This is a genomic window from Priestia flexa (genome assembly GCF_021441905.1).
Lineage (GTDB): Bacteria > Bacillota > Bacilli > Bacillales > Bacillaceae_H > Priestia > Priestia flexa.
Window position 1 is genome coordinate 2,589,672 of record NZ_CP090431.1, and the last position, 19,082, is coordinate 2,608,753.

At 38.7% G+C, this 19,082-nt stretch carries 17 protein-coding genes; all 17 read right to left on the reverse strand.

From position 1 onward, the window contains the following. Positions 1-115: 115 nt before the first annotated feature. Positions 116-2,470, reverse strand: a complete 2,355-nt coding sequence (locus LZP85_RS13325; protein WP_234561752.1) for an FtsK/SpoIIIE family DNA translocase — start codon at positions 2,468-2,470, stop codon at positions 116-118. A 137-nt stretch (positions 2,471-2,607) separates the two neighbouring features. Next, positions 2,608-2,817, reverse strand: a complete 210-nt coding sequence (locus tag LZP85_RS13330) for a YlzJ-like family protein (protein WP_025908582.1) — start codon at positions 2,815-2,817, stop codon at positions 2,608-2,610. Continuing rightward, positions 2,814-3,575 (reverse strand): ClpP family protease, encoded by a 762-nt coding sequence (locus LZP85_RS13335; protein WP_025908581.1) that lies wholly within the window; start codon positions 3,573-3,575, stop codon positions 2,814-2,816. The genes LZP85_RS13330 and LZP85_RS13335 overlap by 4 nt, the downstream gene beginning before the upstream one ends. Positions 3,576-3,882: 307 nt before the next feature. Beyond that, complete coding sequence (locus LZP85_RS13340; RefSeq protein ID WP_078989376.1) at positions 3,883-5,544, reverse strand: ribonuclease J; 1,662 nt, start codon at positions 5,542-5,544, stop codon at positions 3,883-3,885. A 152-nt stretch (positions 5,545-5,696) separates the two neighbouring features. Further along, a complete protein-coding gene (gene dapA / locus LZP85_RS13345; protein ID WP_025910557.1) occupies positions 5,697-6,569 on the reverse strand; it encodes a 4-hydroxy-tetrahydrodipicolinate synthase in 873 nt (290 codons plus the stop codon). An 80-nt stretch (positions 6,570-6,649) separates the two neighbouring features. Further along, a complete protein-coding gene (gene dapG, locus LZP85_RS13350) occupies positions 6,650-7,876 on the reverse strand; it encodes an aspartate kinase (RefSeq protein ID WP_025910558.1) in 1,227 nt (408 codons plus the stop codon). A gap of 40 nt (positions 7,877-7,916) precedes the next feature. Next, a complete protein-coding gene (asd, locus tag LZP85_RS13355) occupies positions 7,917-8,960 on the reverse strand; it encodes an aspartate-semialdehyde dehydrogenase (RefSeq protein WP_061784560.1) in 1,044 nt (347 codons plus the stop codon). A 185-nt stretch (positions 8,961-9,145) separates the two neighbouring features. Then, positions 9,146-9,739 (reverse strand): dipicolinate synthase subunit B, encoded by a 594-nt coding sequence (locus tag LZP85_RS13360; RefSeq protein WP_025910560.1) that lies wholly within the window; start codon positions 9,737-9,739, stop codon positions 9,146-9,148. Next, positions 9,739-10,638, reverse strand: coding sequence for a dipicolinic acid synthetase subunit A (dpaA, locus tag LZP85_RS13365; RefSeq protein WP_234561754.1), 900 nt, complete (start codon positions 10,636-10,638; stop codon positions 9,739-9,741). Before dpaA ends, LZP85_RS13360 begins: the two co-directional genes overlap by 1 nt. A gap of 230 nt (positions 10,639-10,868) precedes the next feature. Beyond that, positions 10,869-11,102, reverse strand: a complete 234-nt coding sequence (locus LZP85_RS13370; protein WP_035320336.1) for a YlmC/YmxH family sporulation protein — start codon at positions 11,100-11,102, stop codon at positions 10,869-10,871. Between the two features lie 390 nt (positions 11,103-11,492). Next, entirely contained in the window at positions 11,493-12,737 is a 1,245-nt protein-coding gene (locus tag LZP85_RS13375; protein WP_025908935.1) for a M16 family metallopeptidase, read from the reverse strand. A gap of 71 nt (positions 12,738-12,808) precedes the next feature. Further along, positions 12,809-13,780, reverse strand: a complete 972-nt coding sequence (locus LZP85_RS13380) for a polysaccharide deacetylase family protein (protein ID WP_076512249.1) — start codon at positions 13,778-13,780, stop codon at positions 12,809-12,811. Positions 13,781-13,900: 120 nt separating this feature from the next. After that, complete coding sequence (pnp, locus tag LZP85_RS13385) at positions 13,901-16,027, reverse strand: polyribonucleotide nucleotidyltransferase (RefSeq protein ID WP_025908937.1); 2,127 nt, start codon at positions 16,025-16,027, stop codon at positions 13,901-13,903. A 171-nt stretch (positions 16,028-16,198) separates the two neighbouring features. Continuing rightward, complete coding sequence (gene rpsO, locus LZP85_RS13390; protein WP_025908938.1) at positions 16,199-16,468, reverse strand: 30S ribosomal protein S15; 270 nt, start codon at positions 16,466-16,468, stop codon at positions 16,199-16,201. Positions 16,469-16,614: 146 nt separating this feature from the next. Beyond that, on the reverse strand, positions 16,615-17,571 hold the full coding sequence (ribF, locus tag LZP85_RS13395) for a bifunctional riboflavin kinase/FAD synthetase (RefSeq protein WP_025908939.1): 957 nt from the start codon (positions 17,569-17,571) through the stop codon (positions 16,615-16,617). A gap of 28 nt (positions 17,572-17,599) precedes the next feature. Next, complete coding sequence (gene truB, locus LZP85_RS13400; RefSeq protein ID WP_076512248.1) at positions 17,600-18,514, reverse strand: tRNA pseudouridine(55) synthase TruB; 915 nt, start codon at positions 18,512-18,514, stop codon at positions 17,600-17,602. A gap of 101 nt (positions 18,515-18,615) precedes the next feature. Beyond that, positions 18,616-18,981, reverse strand: coding sequence for a 30S ribosome-binding factor RbfA (gene rbfA, locus LZP85_RS13405; protein ID WP_025908941.1), 366 nt, complete (start codon positions 18,979-18,981; stop codon positions 18,616-18,618). Between the last annotated feature and the right edge of the window lie 101 nt (positions 18,982-19,082).

The window sequence follows — 19,082 nt, forward strand, 5'->3', positions numbered from 1 at the left end:
ACCTAACAAAATATGATAACACATTTTTTTATAATACCTTTTTATAAAAAAATAACAGCATTTATGACAAAAAAAGACGTAGGGCATATGCTCTACGTCTTCTCTAACCATTTAATTATGTTCCAACATCTTCGTTTTGTTGTGAAACAAGTACTGCTCGAGGTTTACTACCTTCATAAGGTCCGACAACTCCACGTTCTTCCATTGCATCAATCAGGCGAGCTGCGCGATTATACCCAATTCTAAAGCGCCTTTGTAGCATTGAAACAGATGCTGTTTGCATTTCTGCTACAAGCTGAACTGCCTCATCATACAATTCATCCGCTACTTCTTCCACTTGTTCTGGCGCGTCTGTTGGAATCATTTCTTCCTGGTATTGCGCTTTTTGCTGAGCAATAACGAAATCAACCACTTCTTCAACTTCTTCATCAGATAGAAATGCTCCCTGTACACGTACTGGCTTAGAAGCTCCGACCGGCATAAACAGCATATCTCCACGGCCTAACAGCTTCTCGGCTCCTCCCATATCTAAAATGGTACGAGAATCGGTTTGAGAGGATACGCTAAACGCAATTCGAGACGGAATATTCGCTTTAATAACCCCTGTAATAACGTCAACAGACGGCCTTTGTGTTGCAATAATTAAATGAATTCCTGCTGCACGCGCCATCTGTGCTAAACGAGTAATCGAATCTTCAACGTCTGATGAAGCAACCATCATTAAGTCAGCTAACTCATCGACAATAACAACAATGTAAGGTAGTGTCGGTTGCTTAGCATCCGAGTCATCATTGTGGCGCTTCACAAGATCATTATAGCCTTCAATGTTTCTTGTACCACTGTGTGAAAAGAGCTCATAGCGGCGCTCCATTTCGCTTACGACTTTCTTTAAAGCTTGAGATGCTTTCTTTGGATCAGTAACAACGGGTGCCAGTAGATGTGGAATACCATTATACATATTAAGTTCCACCATTTTAGGGTCAATCATCATGAGCTTGACTTCATGGGGCTTCGTTCTCATTAAAATACTAATGATAATTCCGTTAATACAAACACTTTTACCGCTTCCTGTCGCTCCGGCAACAAGCATATGAGGCATTTTATTTAATTCCGCTAAGACAGCGTCGCCAGATATATCTCTTCCCAGCCCCACTAGCAGCTTTTTATCAGGATCCATTTTGTCTTTGGATTCCAAGACTTCACGAAGCGAAACCATTGCTACCTCTTCATTAGGGACTTCAATACCTACTGCTGATTTACCTGGAATAGGCGCTTCAATTCGAATATCTTTCGCAGCAAGAGCTAAAGCTAAGTCATCGCTTAAATTTACGATTTTACTTACTTTCACCCCAACATCCGGATATACTTCATATTTGGTAACAGCAGGTCCTAAGTGAACCTTGGCAACCGTGGCTTTTACACCAAAGCTTTGAAACGTTTTTTCTAGTTTTTCAGCATTTTTATAAATATTCTTCTTCTCTTTTGCTTGATTACTTTTCTTCGGCATTGTTAACAATCGGATAGGTGGAAGTTCATATTCCATGTTTTCAGCTTCCACAAATGAAATAACAGGCGCCTTTTCTTCTTGTTGAGCTGGGCTTTCTTTCTTTTCCACTGGTTGAACAGGCTTAACTGTTGGCTGTGGCTGAGGTTCTGGCTGAGCCTGAACAGACGTTGGAAGTGAATCGGCTTCTTCTTCATAATCAAAGTGCTCAATAATTGGAGGCTGCTTTGCAATGACAGGTGCTTCTACTTCCTGTTCATCACTCTCCTCCTCTTCTTCCACAGCTGGTTTACGCTTTTTCTTCCCTTTAGATGTTTGCTTCTTTTTAGAAGCCCAATTTGTAATATCTTCCCAACCCTCTTTTAATTCCGTGACTAAAAAGCGGACAATTGGCGTTAATACCTTTCGAAGCGTTTCGTGTAAAGAACGTCCCGTAATTAATAACACGCCAATCACAATTAAGAGGGAAGCAATGAGCTCAGTTCCTAAACTGTCAAATAAATAATAGAACATCGCAAACATAACGGCTCCAACCATTCCTCCACCTAAATCACTGCGATTTACTTCCCCAGTTGCTTCTAGCATGTATAAATCCCATGTATTTAAAATGACTGAAGGATCAGTAAAAGTACCATTCTTAGAAAGGTTTTCAAATAGCGTGACGTGACTAAATAATAAAATTGCTAAAATAATTAAATATGTACCAACTAGTTGTCTTGTTATAAACGGTGGCAGTGCCCTTTTCCAAATAATATAGCCTGACAGCACAAGCAAACCGATTAGCATAAGCATGTACCACTCACCAATAAAAAGGCGAACAAGCAGCACAAGCGCCTGACCAACCGCACCAAGCCCTGCCATCGCAATTAATGTAATAGCTAATAATAATAAGCCTATGAGTTCAAATCGGACAATGCGTTTCCATTCTTCTTTCTTAAATTTTCCTCTTCGCTTTTTCTTTGCCATGTTCTCACTCCAATCAACGTCTTCCTATGTTGATTTTCTTATTCATATAAACTGAACAAAAAAGCAGCCATTACTCGGCTGCAACATACTCATTTATTATTATACCATATAGTTTTAGTAAAATTATACTCAAATCCTTACGACAGAATTTGACCAGGATAATATTTTTTGTCTAAATAATGCTGAGGGTCTGTGCTTAAAATACGGACAATTTGCTGTTGATTGTATTCGTTTTCTTCTACAAGCATGGAAATGCCATTATACTGCATCATTTTCTGTTTTGGAAGCTCGGCTTGTGTTGTATCGGGATAAATTAGCTCTTGGGGCATCATTGTATACAAAATCATTGCAATAACTGGTTCTCCTGTTGATGTTGACCCTTCTGTTCAATAAGCTCATTAAGCTTTTTAATAGCTTGACCTACCCCGCCAACTTCATCAATTAATCCGTATTCAACTGCATCGGCTCCCACAACATTTGTTCCAATGTCTCGTGTTAGATTACCTTTTGAAAACATAAGCTCTTTAAATTTTTCTTCGGTAATATTTGAATGATGCGTAACGAAATTGACCACCCGTTCCTGCATTTTATCTAAGTATTCAAATGTTTGAGGTACGCCAATAACTAAGCCCGTCAAACGGATTGGGTGTATTGTCATTGTAGCAGTGCCAGCAATAAAGGAATAATGAGTGGATACTGCAATTGGGACTCCAATTGAATGTCCTCCTCCAAGCACAATTGATACTGACGGTTTTGAAAGAGAAGCAATCATTTCAGCAATTGCTAAACCAGCTTCTACGTCTCCACCTACCGTATTTAAAATAATTAATAAACCCTCAATGTTAGGGTTTTGCTCAATCGCTACAATTTGTGGAATAACATGCTCGTATTTTGTCGTTTTATTTTGAGGCGGTAGCTGCATATGCCCTTCTACTTGCCCTACAATTGTTAAACAGTGAATCTTTGAATCCTGTGGCATCTGTGCAACGTTTGTTTGTCCTAGCTGCTGAATTTTATCCAAAATACCACCTTTAGTATTCTCTTCACCTTTTTCAGGTTGCTGTGGTGCTGTTTCTGAAGAATTCATTTCATTGGGTTCAAACATCATTTTGCTCCTTTCCAACAATAATATTGTTAGTATGAGCTTTTCTTTTTTATTAAATCCATCGCTTTTACAATTCATACTGTTTCTTAATAAAAAGAGTCCAAATGCTTCTTTTTCAAAGGCGAACTCTGACTGTTCTAAACGAGTTAGGTTGAAAGTACAAGTTTACTCCATTGCGCTGCAGCCACTCACTTTCCATTCTTTTTTAAACTTGTTTTCCTACTCACCAAAAAAATCCGAGCTATTGAGAGTTAACTCTCAATAGCTCGGATATGTCATTAGCTTTTACCTTCCAGCCTCTTAACTCTTATATTTCCATGATAATTGGTAAAATCATCGGTTTACGTCTTGTTTTTTCATATAAAAACTGATTTAACGCTTCGCGCATTTTTAATTTTAAAGATGACCATTCAATCACTTTTTCTTCCATGCACTTTGCTAAAATCTCTTCAACCACTTTTCCTGCCTCTGTAAGTAGAGCTTCCGATTCTCTTACATATACAAACCCTCGAGAAATAATTTCCGGTCCTGCCACAACAGTACGCTGCTTCTTATTGATTGTAACCACCACTGTTAAAATTCCATCTTGTGATAGCAAGCGACGATCACGTAAGACAATATTACCAATGTCACCCACACCTAGTCCATCTATTAACGTATTTCCTGCATAGATACGTCCTGATGGCTGCATGCGACCGTCTTTATACTCAATTACATCACCTTTATCAAGTACAAAAATTTCATCATCACCTAAGCCTATTTCCTTTGCAATTTTTTCATGTGATTTTTGCATACGATATTCGCCGTTTACAGGGATTAAGTATTTAGGATTCATTAAATTCAACATGAATTTTAGTTCTTCTTGACTGCCATGCCCAGAAGCGTGAACTTGCTTTTGGCTATGAACGACGTTTGCTCCTAAGCGACTAATAATGTCGATTACTTTTGCAAAGATTACTTCATGGCCCGGAATTGGTGTTGCAGCAATTAGCACCGTGTCGTCTTTTTTCACTTGAATAAATTTATGAGATTGTTTGGCCATGCGATGTAATGCTGCCATTGGCTCTCCTTGATGCCCTGTCGTTAGCACAACCGTTTCGTGCTCAGAAATATCGCGAAGCTTTTGCACAGGGACAATTAAATCTTCGGGTATTGATAAGTGTCCAAGTTCCACTGCGATTTCAATTGTTTTCATCATACTTTTTCCAACTACAACTAGCTTGCGATTGGTTTCATACACTGCCTGAATTACCTGCTGAATCCGCTGAATGTTTGAGCTATATGTCGCTACAATAATTCGTCCTTTTGTATGATGGAACAGCGAAGCAATCTCTTGACCAATTACAGCTTCAGATGTTGTATATCCAGGCTTTTCAGCATTGATACTATCAGATAGCAAGCACAATACTCCTTGCTCACCAATCATCGCCATTTTTCCAATATCAGGTTTTTTTGACAAACGATTTTGATCGAAAATAAAGTCTCCTGTATGTACGATTGCGCCATGTGAAGTATGCAAACAAATGCCTACTGAGTCAGGAATACTGTGGTTTGTTCGGAAAAATGAAACGCTTACGTTCTCAAACGAAAGACGTGTCGATGAGCTGATAACGTTTAACAATGAGAAACTATTTAGTCCAACCTCTTTCATTCTTTCTTTTACTAACGCAAGGGTAAATTCCGTTCCATATACGGGCACTTCAAGTTTTTTTGAAATAAATGGAATAGCACCAATTTGTTCTTCGTGACCATGCGTTAAGAAAATAGCTTTTACACGTTCCTTATTTTCAATTAAATACGAAATATCAGGAATCACCATATCAATTCCAAGCATATCCCCGCCTGGAACCTTTGCTCCTGCATCTAGTACATAGATATCGTCGTTCACCTCAACGATGTACATATTTTTACCGATTTCTCCTATACCACCCAAAGCTGAAATTTTAATATTTTCTGTCTTTTTATCCAATTCCGTTTCCTCCCAAAATCATAGACCCGTCCATAATCTCATTTGTCTTCATTATAACTGATGACAGAATTGGAATACAAGAAATTTCATCCATGCTTTTCTAATGAATAAAAAAAGCCCCTGCATTCTTTTATGAATGAGGAGGCTTTTTATTATAGCGTGTTAAGCATTTTTCGTAATGATTCACGCTCAGGTTCAGTTAAAGGAACAAGTGGTAAACGTACAGATCCTACGTCTAAACCTTTAAACTGCAGAGCCGTTTTTACAGGTGTTGGGCTTGGAGCAGAGAAAAGAGCCTTCATAACAGGCAATAATTTACCATGTAGTTGAGCTGCTTCTTTTACTTTACCCGTCTCAAATGCTGATACCATCGCTTGCATCTCGTTACCTAATACGTGAGACGCCACAGAAATAATACCATTACCACCAATTGATAATACCGGCAACGTTAAACCGTCATCGCCACTATAAAGCGCAAAGTCATCAGCTGTATTGTTAATAATAGCTGTCATAGCGTCAAGATCTCCGCTTGCATCTTTAATTGCTACTACGTTTGAAAGCTCTGACAAGCGTACAATGGTAGTAAGCTCCATGTTAATAACAGAGCGACCTGGAATGTTATAAAGCATCACAGGAAGCTTTGTGCTCTCTGCAATTGCTTTAAAATGCTGATATAAACCTTCTTGATTTGGTTTATTGTAATACGGCGCAACGATCATTACAGCATCTACGCCAATTTCTTCAGCTTTTTTTGTTAGCTCAATCGATGCATACGTGTTGTTACTACCAGTTCCAGCTACTACTGGAACACGACCTGCCGCTACTTTAACTGAGTGTCTAAATAGAGCTAGCTTTTCTTCTGTGGATAACGTTGGTGATTCACCCGTTGTTCCAGCAATGATTAAAGAATCTGATCCATTCTCAATCAAATAGTTAATTAACTGTGTTGTTTTTTCAAAATCAATGTTTCCCTTATGATCAAAAGGGGTTACCATAGCCGTTGCTACTTTACCAAAATCAATCATGTCTTCACTCCTTGACGTTCAATTATCTCCATTGGTAAACAACTCCATCAACAATATTTAATTGATGGAGTCTGTTTACTTTATTGAGTTACTTTTGATAAATCAAAAGCACGGTGAAGTGCATTAACTGCTTTCTTCAAATCCTCTTCTTTTACAAGTACCCAAATTGTTGTGTGACTATCAGCTGATTGTAAAATTTGAATTCCTTCGCTTGCAAGCGCCGTTACAATTTTAGCCGTTACGCCAGGCACACCGGCAATCCCTGCACCTACGATAGATACCTTAGCACAATTGCGGATAACAGAAGGCTCGTAACCAAGCTCTTGTAAAACCGCAATCGCTTTATCTGTTGATTCTTCAGTAATAGTGTACACAACACCTTTTGGTGAAATATTAATAAAGTCCACGCTAATCTTTTCCTGAGCCATAGCTTTAAATACTTCAGCCTGCGTGTCGTAATAACCGTCCTTACTGAATACCTTAATTTGTGTCACATTGGATACGTGAGCAATGCCTGTTACAAGACGCTCTTGGACATCGCTTCCACGCTGTTGAGCCGCACTATGGGAAGTCACTAGTGTACCTTCAGAGTCAGCATAGGTTGAACGTACGCGCATTGGTACTTTGGCCTGCATAGCAATTTCAACAGCTCTTGGATGAATAACCTTCGCACCTTGATATGCCATGTTACAAATTTCATTATATGTCACAACCGATAGCGGTCTTGCATCTTCAACAATGCGTGGATCTGCTGTCATTACCCCTTCGACATCTGTAAAAATGTCAATGTATTCAGCTTGTAATGCAGCTCCTAAAGCAGAAGCAGACGTGTCGCTACCTCCTCGACCTAACGTTGTTGTATCACCGCTTTCGTTTGCTCCTTGAAAGCCTGTTACTACCACGACATCATACTCTTCTAATTCTTCTATTATACGGTCACATTTCATTTCAATAATCTTGGCATTAGTAAAATCACTATTCGTGATAAAACCAGCCTGAGCACCATTTAGAGCTGTAGCCTTTATGCCATTTTCGTTTAATAAGTTAGTGAATACAACGGAAGAAATTAATTCTCCACAAGCCATTAACATATCTAACTCTCGTTTATTCACAGAAGCCTTATTACCATTCACAAGTGATAACAGCGTATCCGTTGCATATGGTTCGCCTTTACGTCCCATTGCAGATACAACTACCACTACTTTGTAACCTTCTTTTTGTGCATTTTTCAGATGATGAATAGCACGTTCTCTTCCTTGTTCATTACGAACGGAAGTTCCTCCAAATTTTTGGACGATGATTTTCATACTTACACCTCATTAATACTCTGAAACACGCTAGTTGCGCTTATTTTACTAAGCCAAGCTTAATAAGTGACTCTGCAATTTGTACAGAATTCCAAGCTGCACCTTTTAATAAGTTATCAGATACAATCCACATATGGAAGCCATTTTCGTGATCTAAATCTTTACGGATACGACCAACGAATACTTCACGCTTGCCTACGCAGTCTGCAGGCATTGGATATACTTGATTCTCTGGGTCATCTTGTAAAACGATACCAGGTGCATCAGCTAGTAATTTTTTCACATCAGCTACCGTTGCATCATTGTTTTCAATTTCAATATAAACTGACTCTGAATGTCCTGTAACAACCGGTAAGCGAACACAAGTAGCAGCTACTGGTAGTTCAGGCATGCTCATAATTTTTTTCGTTTCGTTAATCATTTTCATTTCTTCGAATGTAAAGCCGTTATCTTGGAACTTATCAATCTGAGGAATAGCGTTAAAAGCAATTTGGTAATGCTTTTTATCCCCACCAACTGGTAAAATTTCTGGCGTGAATTCTTTTTCGTCCAGGATTGCTTGTGCTTGTTCCTTTAATTCATTAATTGCTGCGGCACCAGCACCTGAAACAGCTTGATACGTCGATACAATCACTTTAGATAAACCGTATTTTTCACGCAGTGGTTGCAGTGCTGCTACCATTTGAATCGTTGAACAGTTTGGATTTGCAATGATTCCATTATGTGCTTTTAGTGCTTCTTCGTTTACTTCTGGCACAACTAAAGGTACGTTTTCATCCATACGAAATGCGCTTGTATTATCAACTACAATCGCTCCACGTTTCACTGCTTCCGGTGCTAACGCCTTGGAAATGCTTCCTCCTGCGCTAAATAAAGCAATATCTACTCCTTCAAAGCTCTCTGGCTTTGCTTCTTGAATGATTATTTCTTCTCCATTATAAGTGACTTTCTTACCCGCTGAACGAGCTGAAGATAATAATGTTAATTTGCCAATTGGAAGATTACGCTCTTGTAGAGTTTTTATCATTTGTTGTCCTACTGCACCTGTTGCTCCTACTACTGCTACATGTAATTCTCTTGTCATTTTAATACCGCCTCCAACAATTTTCAACTACTCAACATTTTTCTGCATATACTGACTATTTTAACATAATACCTTATTTTATTGCGCTAAAGAAGAGAAGATTTTAAAATCTTCTCTTCTTTTTTCACCTTTGACAGAAATATATTCTTAAAATTACTTTATGATGCGGCGCGCTACTTTGTTTCTTAATCGCGAAAACGCTCCACGACAACAGGTTGAATTTGTTTCCCTTCCAATGCCGCATACACCGTATCAGAAAGCATCGGCATACGAGCTACCATTGAGTTTGGCTTTGAAATAGGATCATCTTGACCAAATGGAATAAAGTAAATGTTTTTAGTAGCCATTAGTCGCATTAAGTTTACACCATTTAGACCCAATGCGTCATTGGTTGAAATACCTAAGACAACAGGCTTATTATTACGTAGCGTTGCTTTTGCAGCCATTAGAACTGGGGATTCGGTCATAGCATTCGCAAATTTACTCATTGTATTTCCAGTAATTGGAGCAACCACCATGCAGTCAAGTGGAATTTTGGGTCCTAATGGCTCTGCTTTTACAATGGTATTGATAACAGAGTTCCCGGTAACTTCTTCAATTTTTCGAATCCAATCTTCTCCATCTCCAAAACGTGTATTTGTTGATTGAACAGTATAAGATACCACAGGCATTACTTCTGCTCCTAAATTGACAAGCTTTTCAATTTCTGGCATTACTGCATCGTACGTACAGTGAGAGCCCGTTAAACCAAAACCAATTCGTTTTCCTTTAAGTGACATTATTGTTTCTCCTCCCTTTGATCAGCAGCTTCTTTCAGTAACGTCACAATGACATTGGCAACGATTTGTCCTGCTGTTTTTGGTGCCACGATTCCAGGAAGTCCCGGTGCTAGAATCGCTTTAATTCCTCTTTTTTCAGCGTAGCGAAAATCAGTACCTCCAGGCTTTGATGCAAGGTCCACTACAAGAGCATGCGTTGGAATATTGGCTAAGACACTAGATGTCAAAACCGGATATGGAATCGTATTAATACAAATATCACTATCCGTTATTTCTTGAGCTAAATCGTTTAAATGAAACGGTATTAACCCCATTTCGCTAATGCGTGCTAAATGCTCTGATTTACGCGCACCAACCTTTACATTTGCTCCTAATGCTGCAAACGAGCGCGCCACACTCATTCCTACTCTTCCTAATCCAAGAACGGATATATTCGCTCCATGTATTGTAAAGTCTGTATGTTGAATGACCAGCATAATTGTCCCCTCAACTGTTGGAATTGAGTTGTAGATAGCAACATCGTCACGCTCAAACAGCTGAATGAGTGTTCGATTTGTCTTTTGAACAAGGCTATTTAAATACTCATTGCTAATTCCTGAATAAATGGTACAATGCGCAGGAGTACTAGCTAAGATCTCTTCTGTTAAAATTACTTTTTCATTTGAAAAGATGGTATCGACTTGCCCTTCATGATTTGTACCTGGTACAGGCAAAATAATGGCATCGACATCGGAAAAATTTAGTTCATCAATTTGATATTTGGTCGCACCAGTAAAGCCGTGATCAAGCTGATCAAACCCTATAAGCGATGTTTTTGCATCTAATTGGATGAGCTTTCGTATGACCTCAAGCTGTCTTGCATCACCACCAATGACAGCTATGTGCAAATCCGTTAACATGTGTCTGTTCACCTTCTTTAATATTAAATAGAGACGTCTAGTTCTTTAAAATTATAGATATCATAGAATCATTCATTACCATTAGATACCTATTGCATTTTCTTCAACATAGTATGTAAACAACTGAGAATCGGTGAATCTTTCTCCGCATTGTATGACAAATATTCGAGTCCAAAAAAAGCATGGCTACTAACAGCCATGCTTTTCTACTATTCAATCGATGTATTTTCTTATTGTTCTAAATTAACTATAACCATATCGGTTCCTATCTTTTCAATATGAGACCATGGTACTCTTACATCACTACCCTGCTTTCGGAAACCAAACCATTTCATAGAAGGAATTAATAGCGCTTTTATTTGGCCCTGCTCATTAAATTCTAAGTCCGTTTGCCCCAGTACGCCAAGGCGTTCAGCTCGCTTTAAATCCACAATTTCCTTACCGCTTAGTTCACTTAACCTCATAAACCTCTCCCCCTTATAACTAGTTTATCAATGAACATAGTAAAAACATGACAAGAAAATAAAAAAGTGTGGGACAAAACGAAATGTTTCTTTCTCAAAGACGAGTTATGTCTTTTCTAAGGTAGTTAGGTTATAATAACAGGTTCGTTTCGTTCCATTCCGCTACGGACACTCGCTTTCCGCAGGGAGGAATCTGAGCCTCCTCGCTGCGGAGTCTCATCTCTTCCTCTAGTCCCCCTAGGAGTCACATGCCTTACGCTCCATTCCACTAATTCTTTAAAATTAGTTTCCTAATCAACAAAAAATCCGAACTATAAAAGAGTCGTTAACTCTCAATAGTTCGGATAGATCATTGACTGAAATACTTATGTTCCAGCCGCTTTCGTACTCTTATTTTTTATTCAATCCTTTTGGCATTTCACCGCTAGGGCTAATTAAAGATAGTGCAAAATCATCTTTGAAAATAGAACGTGCCAATGAATTAACGCTGTCAATTGTCACATTGTTAACTAGATCTAAAATTTCATCTAATGAGCGATGATGACCCAACATTAGTTCATTTTTTCCGTTACGACTCATACGACTATTTGTGCTTTCTAGACTCAGCATTAAGTTTCCTTTTAACTGCTCTTTACTGTTAGCAAGCTCTTTCGCCGTAATCCCTGTGTCTGTAAGCTCTGTAAGCGTATCTTGAATTGTATCATACAGCACATCAAGCTGATTGCTACCTGTTCCACCATAAATAGTCACAAGGCCACTATCACGGTAAGAAGAATGATAAGAGAAGACCGAATAAGCTAATCCACGTTGCTCTCGTACCTCTTGGAACAAGCGACTGCTCATACTTCCTCCCAATACGTTATTTAAAACGATTAGGCTATACACATCTTTTCCACCAATTGGAAGCCCTTCGAAACCTAAGCATAAATGCGCTTGTTCTGTATCTTTTTTGCGAGCGATGTGATTTGTATGAAAAGCTGGCTGTACATACTGATGGGCATCATATGATGAAGTGTATGTACCAAAATACTTTTCAACTTCTTTAATAAAAGAATCATCTACGTTACCCGCTACTGAAATCACAACATTTTCAGGAATGTACATTTTTTCCATATAGCTACGAAGCGAATCACCGTTAAACGTTTTTAACGTCTCTTCCGTTCCCAAAATTGGATATCCTAACGGATGGTCACCATACACAGCTTTACCTAATAAGTCATGTACGATGTCGTCTGGGGTATCTTCATACATCTTAATTTCTTCGTATACTACATTTTTCTCTCTAGCTAACTCTTCTTCATCAAAAGCAGAGTTAAAGAACATATCTGCTAGCACATCAAGCGCTTGATTGGAATGTTCATCTAACACTTTTGCATAGTAACAAGTATATTCCTTTGATGTAAAGGCATTAACTTGTCCTCCAATTTGATCAAAGCTCTCTGCAATGTCACGAGCAGAGCGTGTCTTAGTACCTTTAAAAAACATGTGCTCTAAAAAATGTGAGACACCATTAATTTCTGGATGTTCACTTCGAGAACCGGTCCCAATCCAAACTCCAATCGCTACCGAACGAACCGTTGGGATATTTTCAAGCACAATTCGCACACCATTTTTGCATGTATGTCGAGTAATCAAGCTAACTCCTCCTTTGTCATTTGCTTCATTTTAATGAGATACGTTTATAAGAAAAATACGCTTGATATCCGTTAATCTTTACGATAACTGACCATTCTTTCTTCATCAAGCAGCATCGTTACCGTCGTAACATCTAACCCTTTTTTCTCAATATCCGTTAACAGCTGATCCAATGAATTCGCTGTAGTCTCAGTAGGATGCATCAGCACGATTGCACCTGGATGAATTTTTTTCATCACGCGATTAATCAGCACATCTTTTGTTGGCTTTTGCCAATCAATTGTATCTACTGTCCACATAATTGTACTCATTTTTTGCTCTGAAGCTAACGTTACTACTTCTTTTCGAAAGCTACCGCTTGGGGGCGCAAACCACTTTACTTTCTTACCAGTAGTAGCCGTAATTACTTCATTCGTTTTCTTTAATTGATCAACAATTTGTCCTGATGATAATGTAGCCATGTTAGGATGCGAGTAGGAATGATTTCCAACTTCATGTCCCTCATCTACAATCATCTTTGCCAACTCAGGGTTATTTTTAACCCATCTTCCTTCTAAAAAAAACGTTGCTTTTGCATCGTGCTTCTTTAAAGTTTGAAGCATATCTGGTAAATATTCATTTCCCCAGGCCACATTTATCGTAAACGATACCATAGGCTTTTCAGGGTGTCCACGATAGATAGCTTCAGATGGAAGATCATCTAAATGCACCTTTGGCTTTATTTGTTTATAAACCAGCTTGTCTTCATTAAACTTACCGCTTTTTTTCATGTTCTCATAGGAAGCCTTTACATCTACAGCGATTCCATTGTAACCCGGCGTTTTCTTCCAGACTGGGTCAATGGCTGCATTAGAAGGCTTAACGTTATATATCTTTGCTTTCTCGGCAATCTTCTGATATAGGTCGTTTCTTTCGACACCAGCTTGCTCAACCGTTGTCTGAAATGCTTCTACATAATCAGTAGCAAACGGATTATAAATTGATTTATATGTAATTGCAAGTAAAAATAAAAATGCAGTAAATTGAATGATTGAACGTTTCACTTATCCTTCCCCCTTCTCCATACAAAGTATGTAGAAAAAGGACAAGGTAGAACAGCGTCTTCAAGCCAATGTAATAAAACCCCCACATCAGTTAGACTGCGTGGGGGAATAACAAGGCAATTATTTTGTTTCTTTTGCCTGCTCTTCTTTTTCTTTTTGCTCTTTCAGAACTGCTTTCCTTGATAAGTTAACGCGACCTTGCTTGTCGATTTCCATTACTTTTACAAGAATTTCATCACCGATAGCAACAACGTCTTCCACTTTACCAATACGTTCTTCAGCAAGCTCAGAAATATGAACAAGGCCATCTTTACCGCTGAAAATTTCAACAAATGCACCAAACTTCTCGATGCGTTTAACTTTACCTAGATACATTTGTCCAGCTTCAACTTCACGAACAAGATCTTCAATGATTTTCTTCGCTTTTAGGTTCATCTCTTGGTCAATTGATGAGATAAAGATTGTACCATCTTGTTCAATATCAATCTTAACACCAGTTTCTTCAATGATCTTATTAATTTGTTTACCACTTGGTCCAATAACATCACGAATCTTGTCTGGATTGATTGCCATCGTCAAGATTTTCGGAGCGTACTGAGACAGCTCTTCACGAGGTGTATTAATTGTAGAAATCATGTGATCTAAGATCTGCATGCGTCCTTTTTGTGCTTGTTGAAGAGCCTCTTCTAAGATTTCACGAGATAGGCCATCAATTTTAATATCCATTTGTAACGCAGTAACACCTTTTGCTGTTCCCGCTACTTTAAAGTCCATATCACCTAAGTGATCTTCCATTCCCTGGATATCAGTTAAAATTGAGTAATGCTCACCCGATTTAATAAGACCCATTGCAATACCCGCTACAGGAGCTTTAATTGGAACCCCAGCATCCATCATTGCAAGCGTACTTGCACAAATACTTGCTTGAGACGTTGAACCGTTTGATTCTAACACTTCAGATACAAGGCGGATTGTGTATGGGAAATCTTTTTCTGTTGGAATAACAGGCTCTAATGCACGTTCACCAAGTGCTCCATGACCGATTTCACGACGTCCAGGTCCACGCATTGGTCTTGTCTCACCTACGCTGAAAGAAGGGAAATTATAGTGATGCATAAAGCGTTTAGATTCTTCTACGCTTAAGCCATCTAGAATTTGCACATCTCCAAGCGCTCCTAGTGTACAAATGCTAAGTGCCTGCGTTTGTCCACGCGTGAATAACCCAGAGCCGTGTGTACGCGGCAATAAGCCAACTTCAGATGATAATGGTCGAATTTCGTCAATGCTTCGACCATCTGGACGCACTTTTTCTTCTGTAATTAGACGACGCACTTCGCTTTTAACAAGCTTAGATAAGATCTCACTGACTTGACCTAATACATCAGCTTCAACTTGTTGCTCTTCAAACTGCGCAATTACCGCTGCTTTTACTTCGCTAATTGCTTCTTCACGAGCATGCTTTTCTTGAACTTGAACAGCTCGGTTCATGTCTGCTTCTGCAATTTCACGCACTTGTCTTTCTAAGTCTGCATCTACTGTATAAAGTTGCACTTCCATTTTCTCTTTACCAACAGCTGCAACAATTTCTTCTTGGAATTCAATTAACTTCTTAATTTGGTCATGTCCAAACATAATTGCTTCTAACATCACTTCTTCTGGTACTTCATCTGCACCAGCTTCAACCATGTTAATAGCGTCTTTTGTTCCAGCAACCGTTAAATGAATATCGCTTTTTTCTTGGTCTTCTACACCTGGATTTACAACAAATTTACCGTCTACACGCCCTACGATAACCCCAGCAATTGGGCCTTCGAATGGAATATCAGAGATAGAAAGTGATAAAGAAGAACCAAACATAGCGGCAACTTCAGACGAGTAGTTTTGATCTACACTCATTACAACACTTACGACCTGTACTTCGTTACGGAATCCATCTGCGAATAGCGGACGAATTGGACGGTCAATTAAGCGGCTAGCTAAAATAGCTTTCTCACTTGGACGACCTTCACGCTTAATAAATCCACCTGGAATTTTACCAACTGCGTATAAACGCTCTTCATAGTTAACTGTTAAAGGAAAAAAATCTACGTCTTTCGCTTGTTTTGAAGCTGTTGACGTGCTTAATACTACTGTGTCTCCATAACGAATCAGTGCTGCTCCGTTAGCTTGCTTTGCTAATTGACCAACTTCAACCTCTAGCCTTCTACCGGCTAGTTCCATGGAGAACACTCGTTTTTCTTGTTCCATATCGACGAGTACCCCTCTCTACATATAAAATATATGTATGTAAATAAATGTGATAGTTTTATTATAAACGAAATACTAAAAAACAATAGCTTTTTTCACATTATGTAGCATCTTTTCAAAACATCTAAATGTACATACTAAAAAAGCGGGAATGCTCCCGCTTTCTTCTTATTATCGACGTAAACCAAGCTTGTTGATTAGATCACGATAACGAGTAACGTCTTTGTTACGAAGATAGTTAAGTAAGTTACGACGTCTACCTACCATTTTTAGAAGCCCACGACGAGAGTGGTGGTCCTTCTTGTGAGTACGTAAATGATCGTTTAGATTGTTAATTTGCTCTGTTAGGACAGCGATTTGAACCTCTGGAGATCCAGTATCGTTTGCATGAGTTTTGTACTCATTAATGATTTCATTTTTACGCTCTTGTGTGATAGCCATCCTATTCACCTCCTTGTTTATAAACCCCAGTTACCGAGCAAGACGTTGGTGAATCGTCATGCCAAGCAATGGTTGTTTTGCATACAAGTGTTATATTACTACTTTCTTTTCAAAAAAGCAAGAAAATCTCTGCTTTTTCTTTTAGTTTATTGTACGTTTTTTGAAACACCTAAAAAGTACTGGTTTGCTTCTTCTTTATCTAATGAAATTTGTTCAATTAGCGCTTCAATTCCAGAAAATTTGCGCTCACTACGAATGAGCTTATGCCAACGAACTCTTACATGCTCACCGTAAATTTGCTTATTAAATGATAGAAGGTGCACTTCAATTGTGGGCTTTTTTAAGTCTTCATGAAATGTTGGTTTATATCCTATATTGCATACTCCTTGATACCATTGATTATTTAGCTCTAACTCCACTGCGTATACGCCTGTTCTTGGCAGGAGATAATCAGCGGCTAAGGAAACATTTGCCGTTGGAAACCCAATTTGCCTGCCTCTTTTTTCACCATGAACGACCGTTCCTTCTACTTCATAATTACGTCCAAGCAGCAATTTCACTTTCTCCATTTCACCATCAGCTAAGAATTGTCTAACTAACGTTGAGCTTACTTTCTCTTCATTTGTTGTTAGCTTATCTACGACCGTCTGCGTAAACTGTGAACGAGAGTGAAAAGGTAACGTTTCCATCGTCCCTTTTCCTAGCTTACCATATGAATAATCGAATCCTGCTACAACATGCTCTACGTTTAAGCCGATAATATACTGATCAACAAACTCTTGTGGTAATAAAGATGCAAACGCCCGATCGAAATGCACTATATATAAAAAGTCAATTCCCAGTTTTTTAATAAGTCGTTTTTTTTCTTCTAAAGGTGTAATCATATCAACGTGCTGAACGTTTTTCCCAAGAATGACGGATGGATGAGGTGTGAAAGTCATCACTGCGCTCGCTACATTTTTCTCATCAGCAATTTGCTTTGCTGTTTTAATCACTTGCTGGTGCCCCAAATGTACACCATCAAAAAATCCAAGAGCTAAAACAGAACGCTGTACAACCTCTCGTCCTAAATGATGTGGATGTCGAATCTCTATCGTTTCCAAAACGCACTTCACCTTTTCCTTAACCAATTCAGTCGATTGCTAAGACTTTTACCGGTTTAATTAAATGTTTTTTTGTGGGATGCTGCGCATAAATCGCCATGCATTTTCCAGCTGAATCCACCATTAGAAATTGCCCCTCGAGTAAAGATTCATCTTCTGGACATGGTAATACCGCACCGTTTCTCACTTTCTCTGCTAATGTATCATTTATTTTGAATTTCGGCAAATGAAAGAGCGCACGCTCAATAGGATGTAAAAGTGATTGAATTGTTCCTTCTTCTACTGCTAGTTCAATCTGTTCAAACGTTAAGCAATCCTCTAAAGAAAACTGACCTGATCCTGTTCTTTTTAAATAAGACATATGAGACGGGTAACCAAGTTTCTCACCGATCATAACAGCAAGTGTTCTAACATACGTTCCTTTACTACAGGTCACACGGAAGCGAAATGAAATGTTTTCGCCCGTAAATACATCTCGGTCATCAAGAAGTTCAAACTGATAAATTTGAATAGTACGCGCAGGTCTTTCAATCTCAATCCCTTGCCTTGCGTATTCATATAACTTTTTACCATTAATTTTTACGGCTGAATACATGGGAGGAACTTGTTCAATCGTCCCCGTTAAGGATTTAAGAACCTCTTCAATTTGAGCACGCGTAAACGTCGCATTTATCTCTTTTCTTTCCACCACATCACCAGATGAGTCTTCCGTCGTGGTAGAAAAACCAATAGTGACTTCCCCTTCATACGTTTTTGTTGCACCTGTTAAATACTCTACAATTTTGGTTGCGCGACCGATACAGATGGGGAGTACACCTGTTACATCTGGGTCAAGCGTGCCCGTATGACCTACTTTTTTTGTTTTTAGTAGCTTTCTAACTTTAAAGACACAGTCATGAGACGTCATCCCCGCTGGCTTATTTAAAACTAAAACACCATCCAACTTACTCAACTCCTTTTCCTCCATAAAAAAGGTGCCTCAAAAAGCACATGTACTTGTTGAGACACCCTTTATCATGCTCATTTGAGCACCCTAATCATCCATTAATTATGGTCTTGCTCATCGTTGCTTTCTTTTTTAATTTCATGAAGTAACGACTCAATCCGATTACCATAATCAATTGACTCATCAAATTCAAATGTAATTTCAGGTGTTTTACGTAAGCGAATGCGCTGACCAATCTCTGAGCGAATAAAGCCTTTTGCTTTTGCAAGACCTTTTAACGTATTCTCACGCTGCTCAGCATCTCCTAATACAGAGATATATACTTTTGCTTGCTGCAAATCGCCTGAAACCTGAACGTCCGTAACCGTTACAAAGCCGATGCGTGGATCTTTAATCTTTCGATTTAAAATCTCACCTAGCTCTTTTTTCATTTGTTCACCGACTCTAGTTGCTCTAATTTTCATACTGTGTCACCCCTTTTATACCACTTCAACAGGCTGACTGCTATTAAATCAGCTTGAAAAACCCAATTGGTTCCAACACTTCATCAACAGAAAAATTTTCT

Bases quoted from the DNA above. Each gene is read 5' to 3' on its own strand.
- LZP85_RS13325 (WP_234561752.1), bottom strand. From the start codon at position 2,470: ATGGCAAAGAAAAAGCGAAGAGGAAAATTTAAGAAAGAAGAATGGAAA.
- LZP85_RS13330 (WP_025908582.1), bottom strand. From the start codon at position 2,817: ATGATTTTGTATACAATGATGCCCCAAGAGCTAATTTATCCCGATACA.
- LZP85_RS13335 (WP_025908581.1), bottom strand. From the start codon at position 3,575: ATGTTTGAACCCAATGAAATGAATTCTTCAGAAACAGCACCACAGCAA.
- dapA (WP_025910557.1), bottom strand. From the start codon at position 6,569: ATGATTGATTTTGGTAAAGTAGCAACGGCTATGGTAACCCCTTTTGAT.
- dapG (WP_025910558.1), bottom strand. From the start codon at position 7,876: ATGAAAATCATCGTCCAAAAATTTGGAGGAACTTCCGTTCGTAATGAA.
- asd (WP_061784560.1), bottom strand. From the start codon at position 8,960: ATGACAAGAGAATTACATGTAGCAGTAGTAGGAGCAACAGGTGCAGTA.
- LZP85_RS13360 (WP_025910560.1), bottom strand. From the start codon at position 9,739: ATGTCACTTAAAGGAAAACGAATTGGTTTTGGTTTAACGGGCTCTCAC.
- dpaA (WP_234561754.1), bottom strand. From the start codon at position 10,638: ATGTTAACGGATTTGCACATAGCTGTCATTGGTGGTGATGCAAGACAG.
- LZP85_RS13370 (WP_035320336.1), bottom strand. From the start codon at position 11,102: ATGAGGTTAAGTGAACTAAGCGGTAAGGAAATTGTGGATTTAAAGCGA.
- pnp (WP_025908937.1), bottom strand. From the start codon at position 16,027: ATGGAACAAGAAAAACGAGTGTTCTCCATGGAACTAGCCGGTAGAAGG.
- rpsO (WP_025908938.1), bottom strand. From the start codon at position 16,468: ATGGCTATCACACAAGAGCGTAAAAATGAAATCATTAATGAGTACAAA.
- rbfA (WP_025908941.1), bottom strand. From the start codon at position 18,981: ATGAAAATTAGAGCAACTAGAGTCGGTGAACAAATGAAAAAAGAGCTA.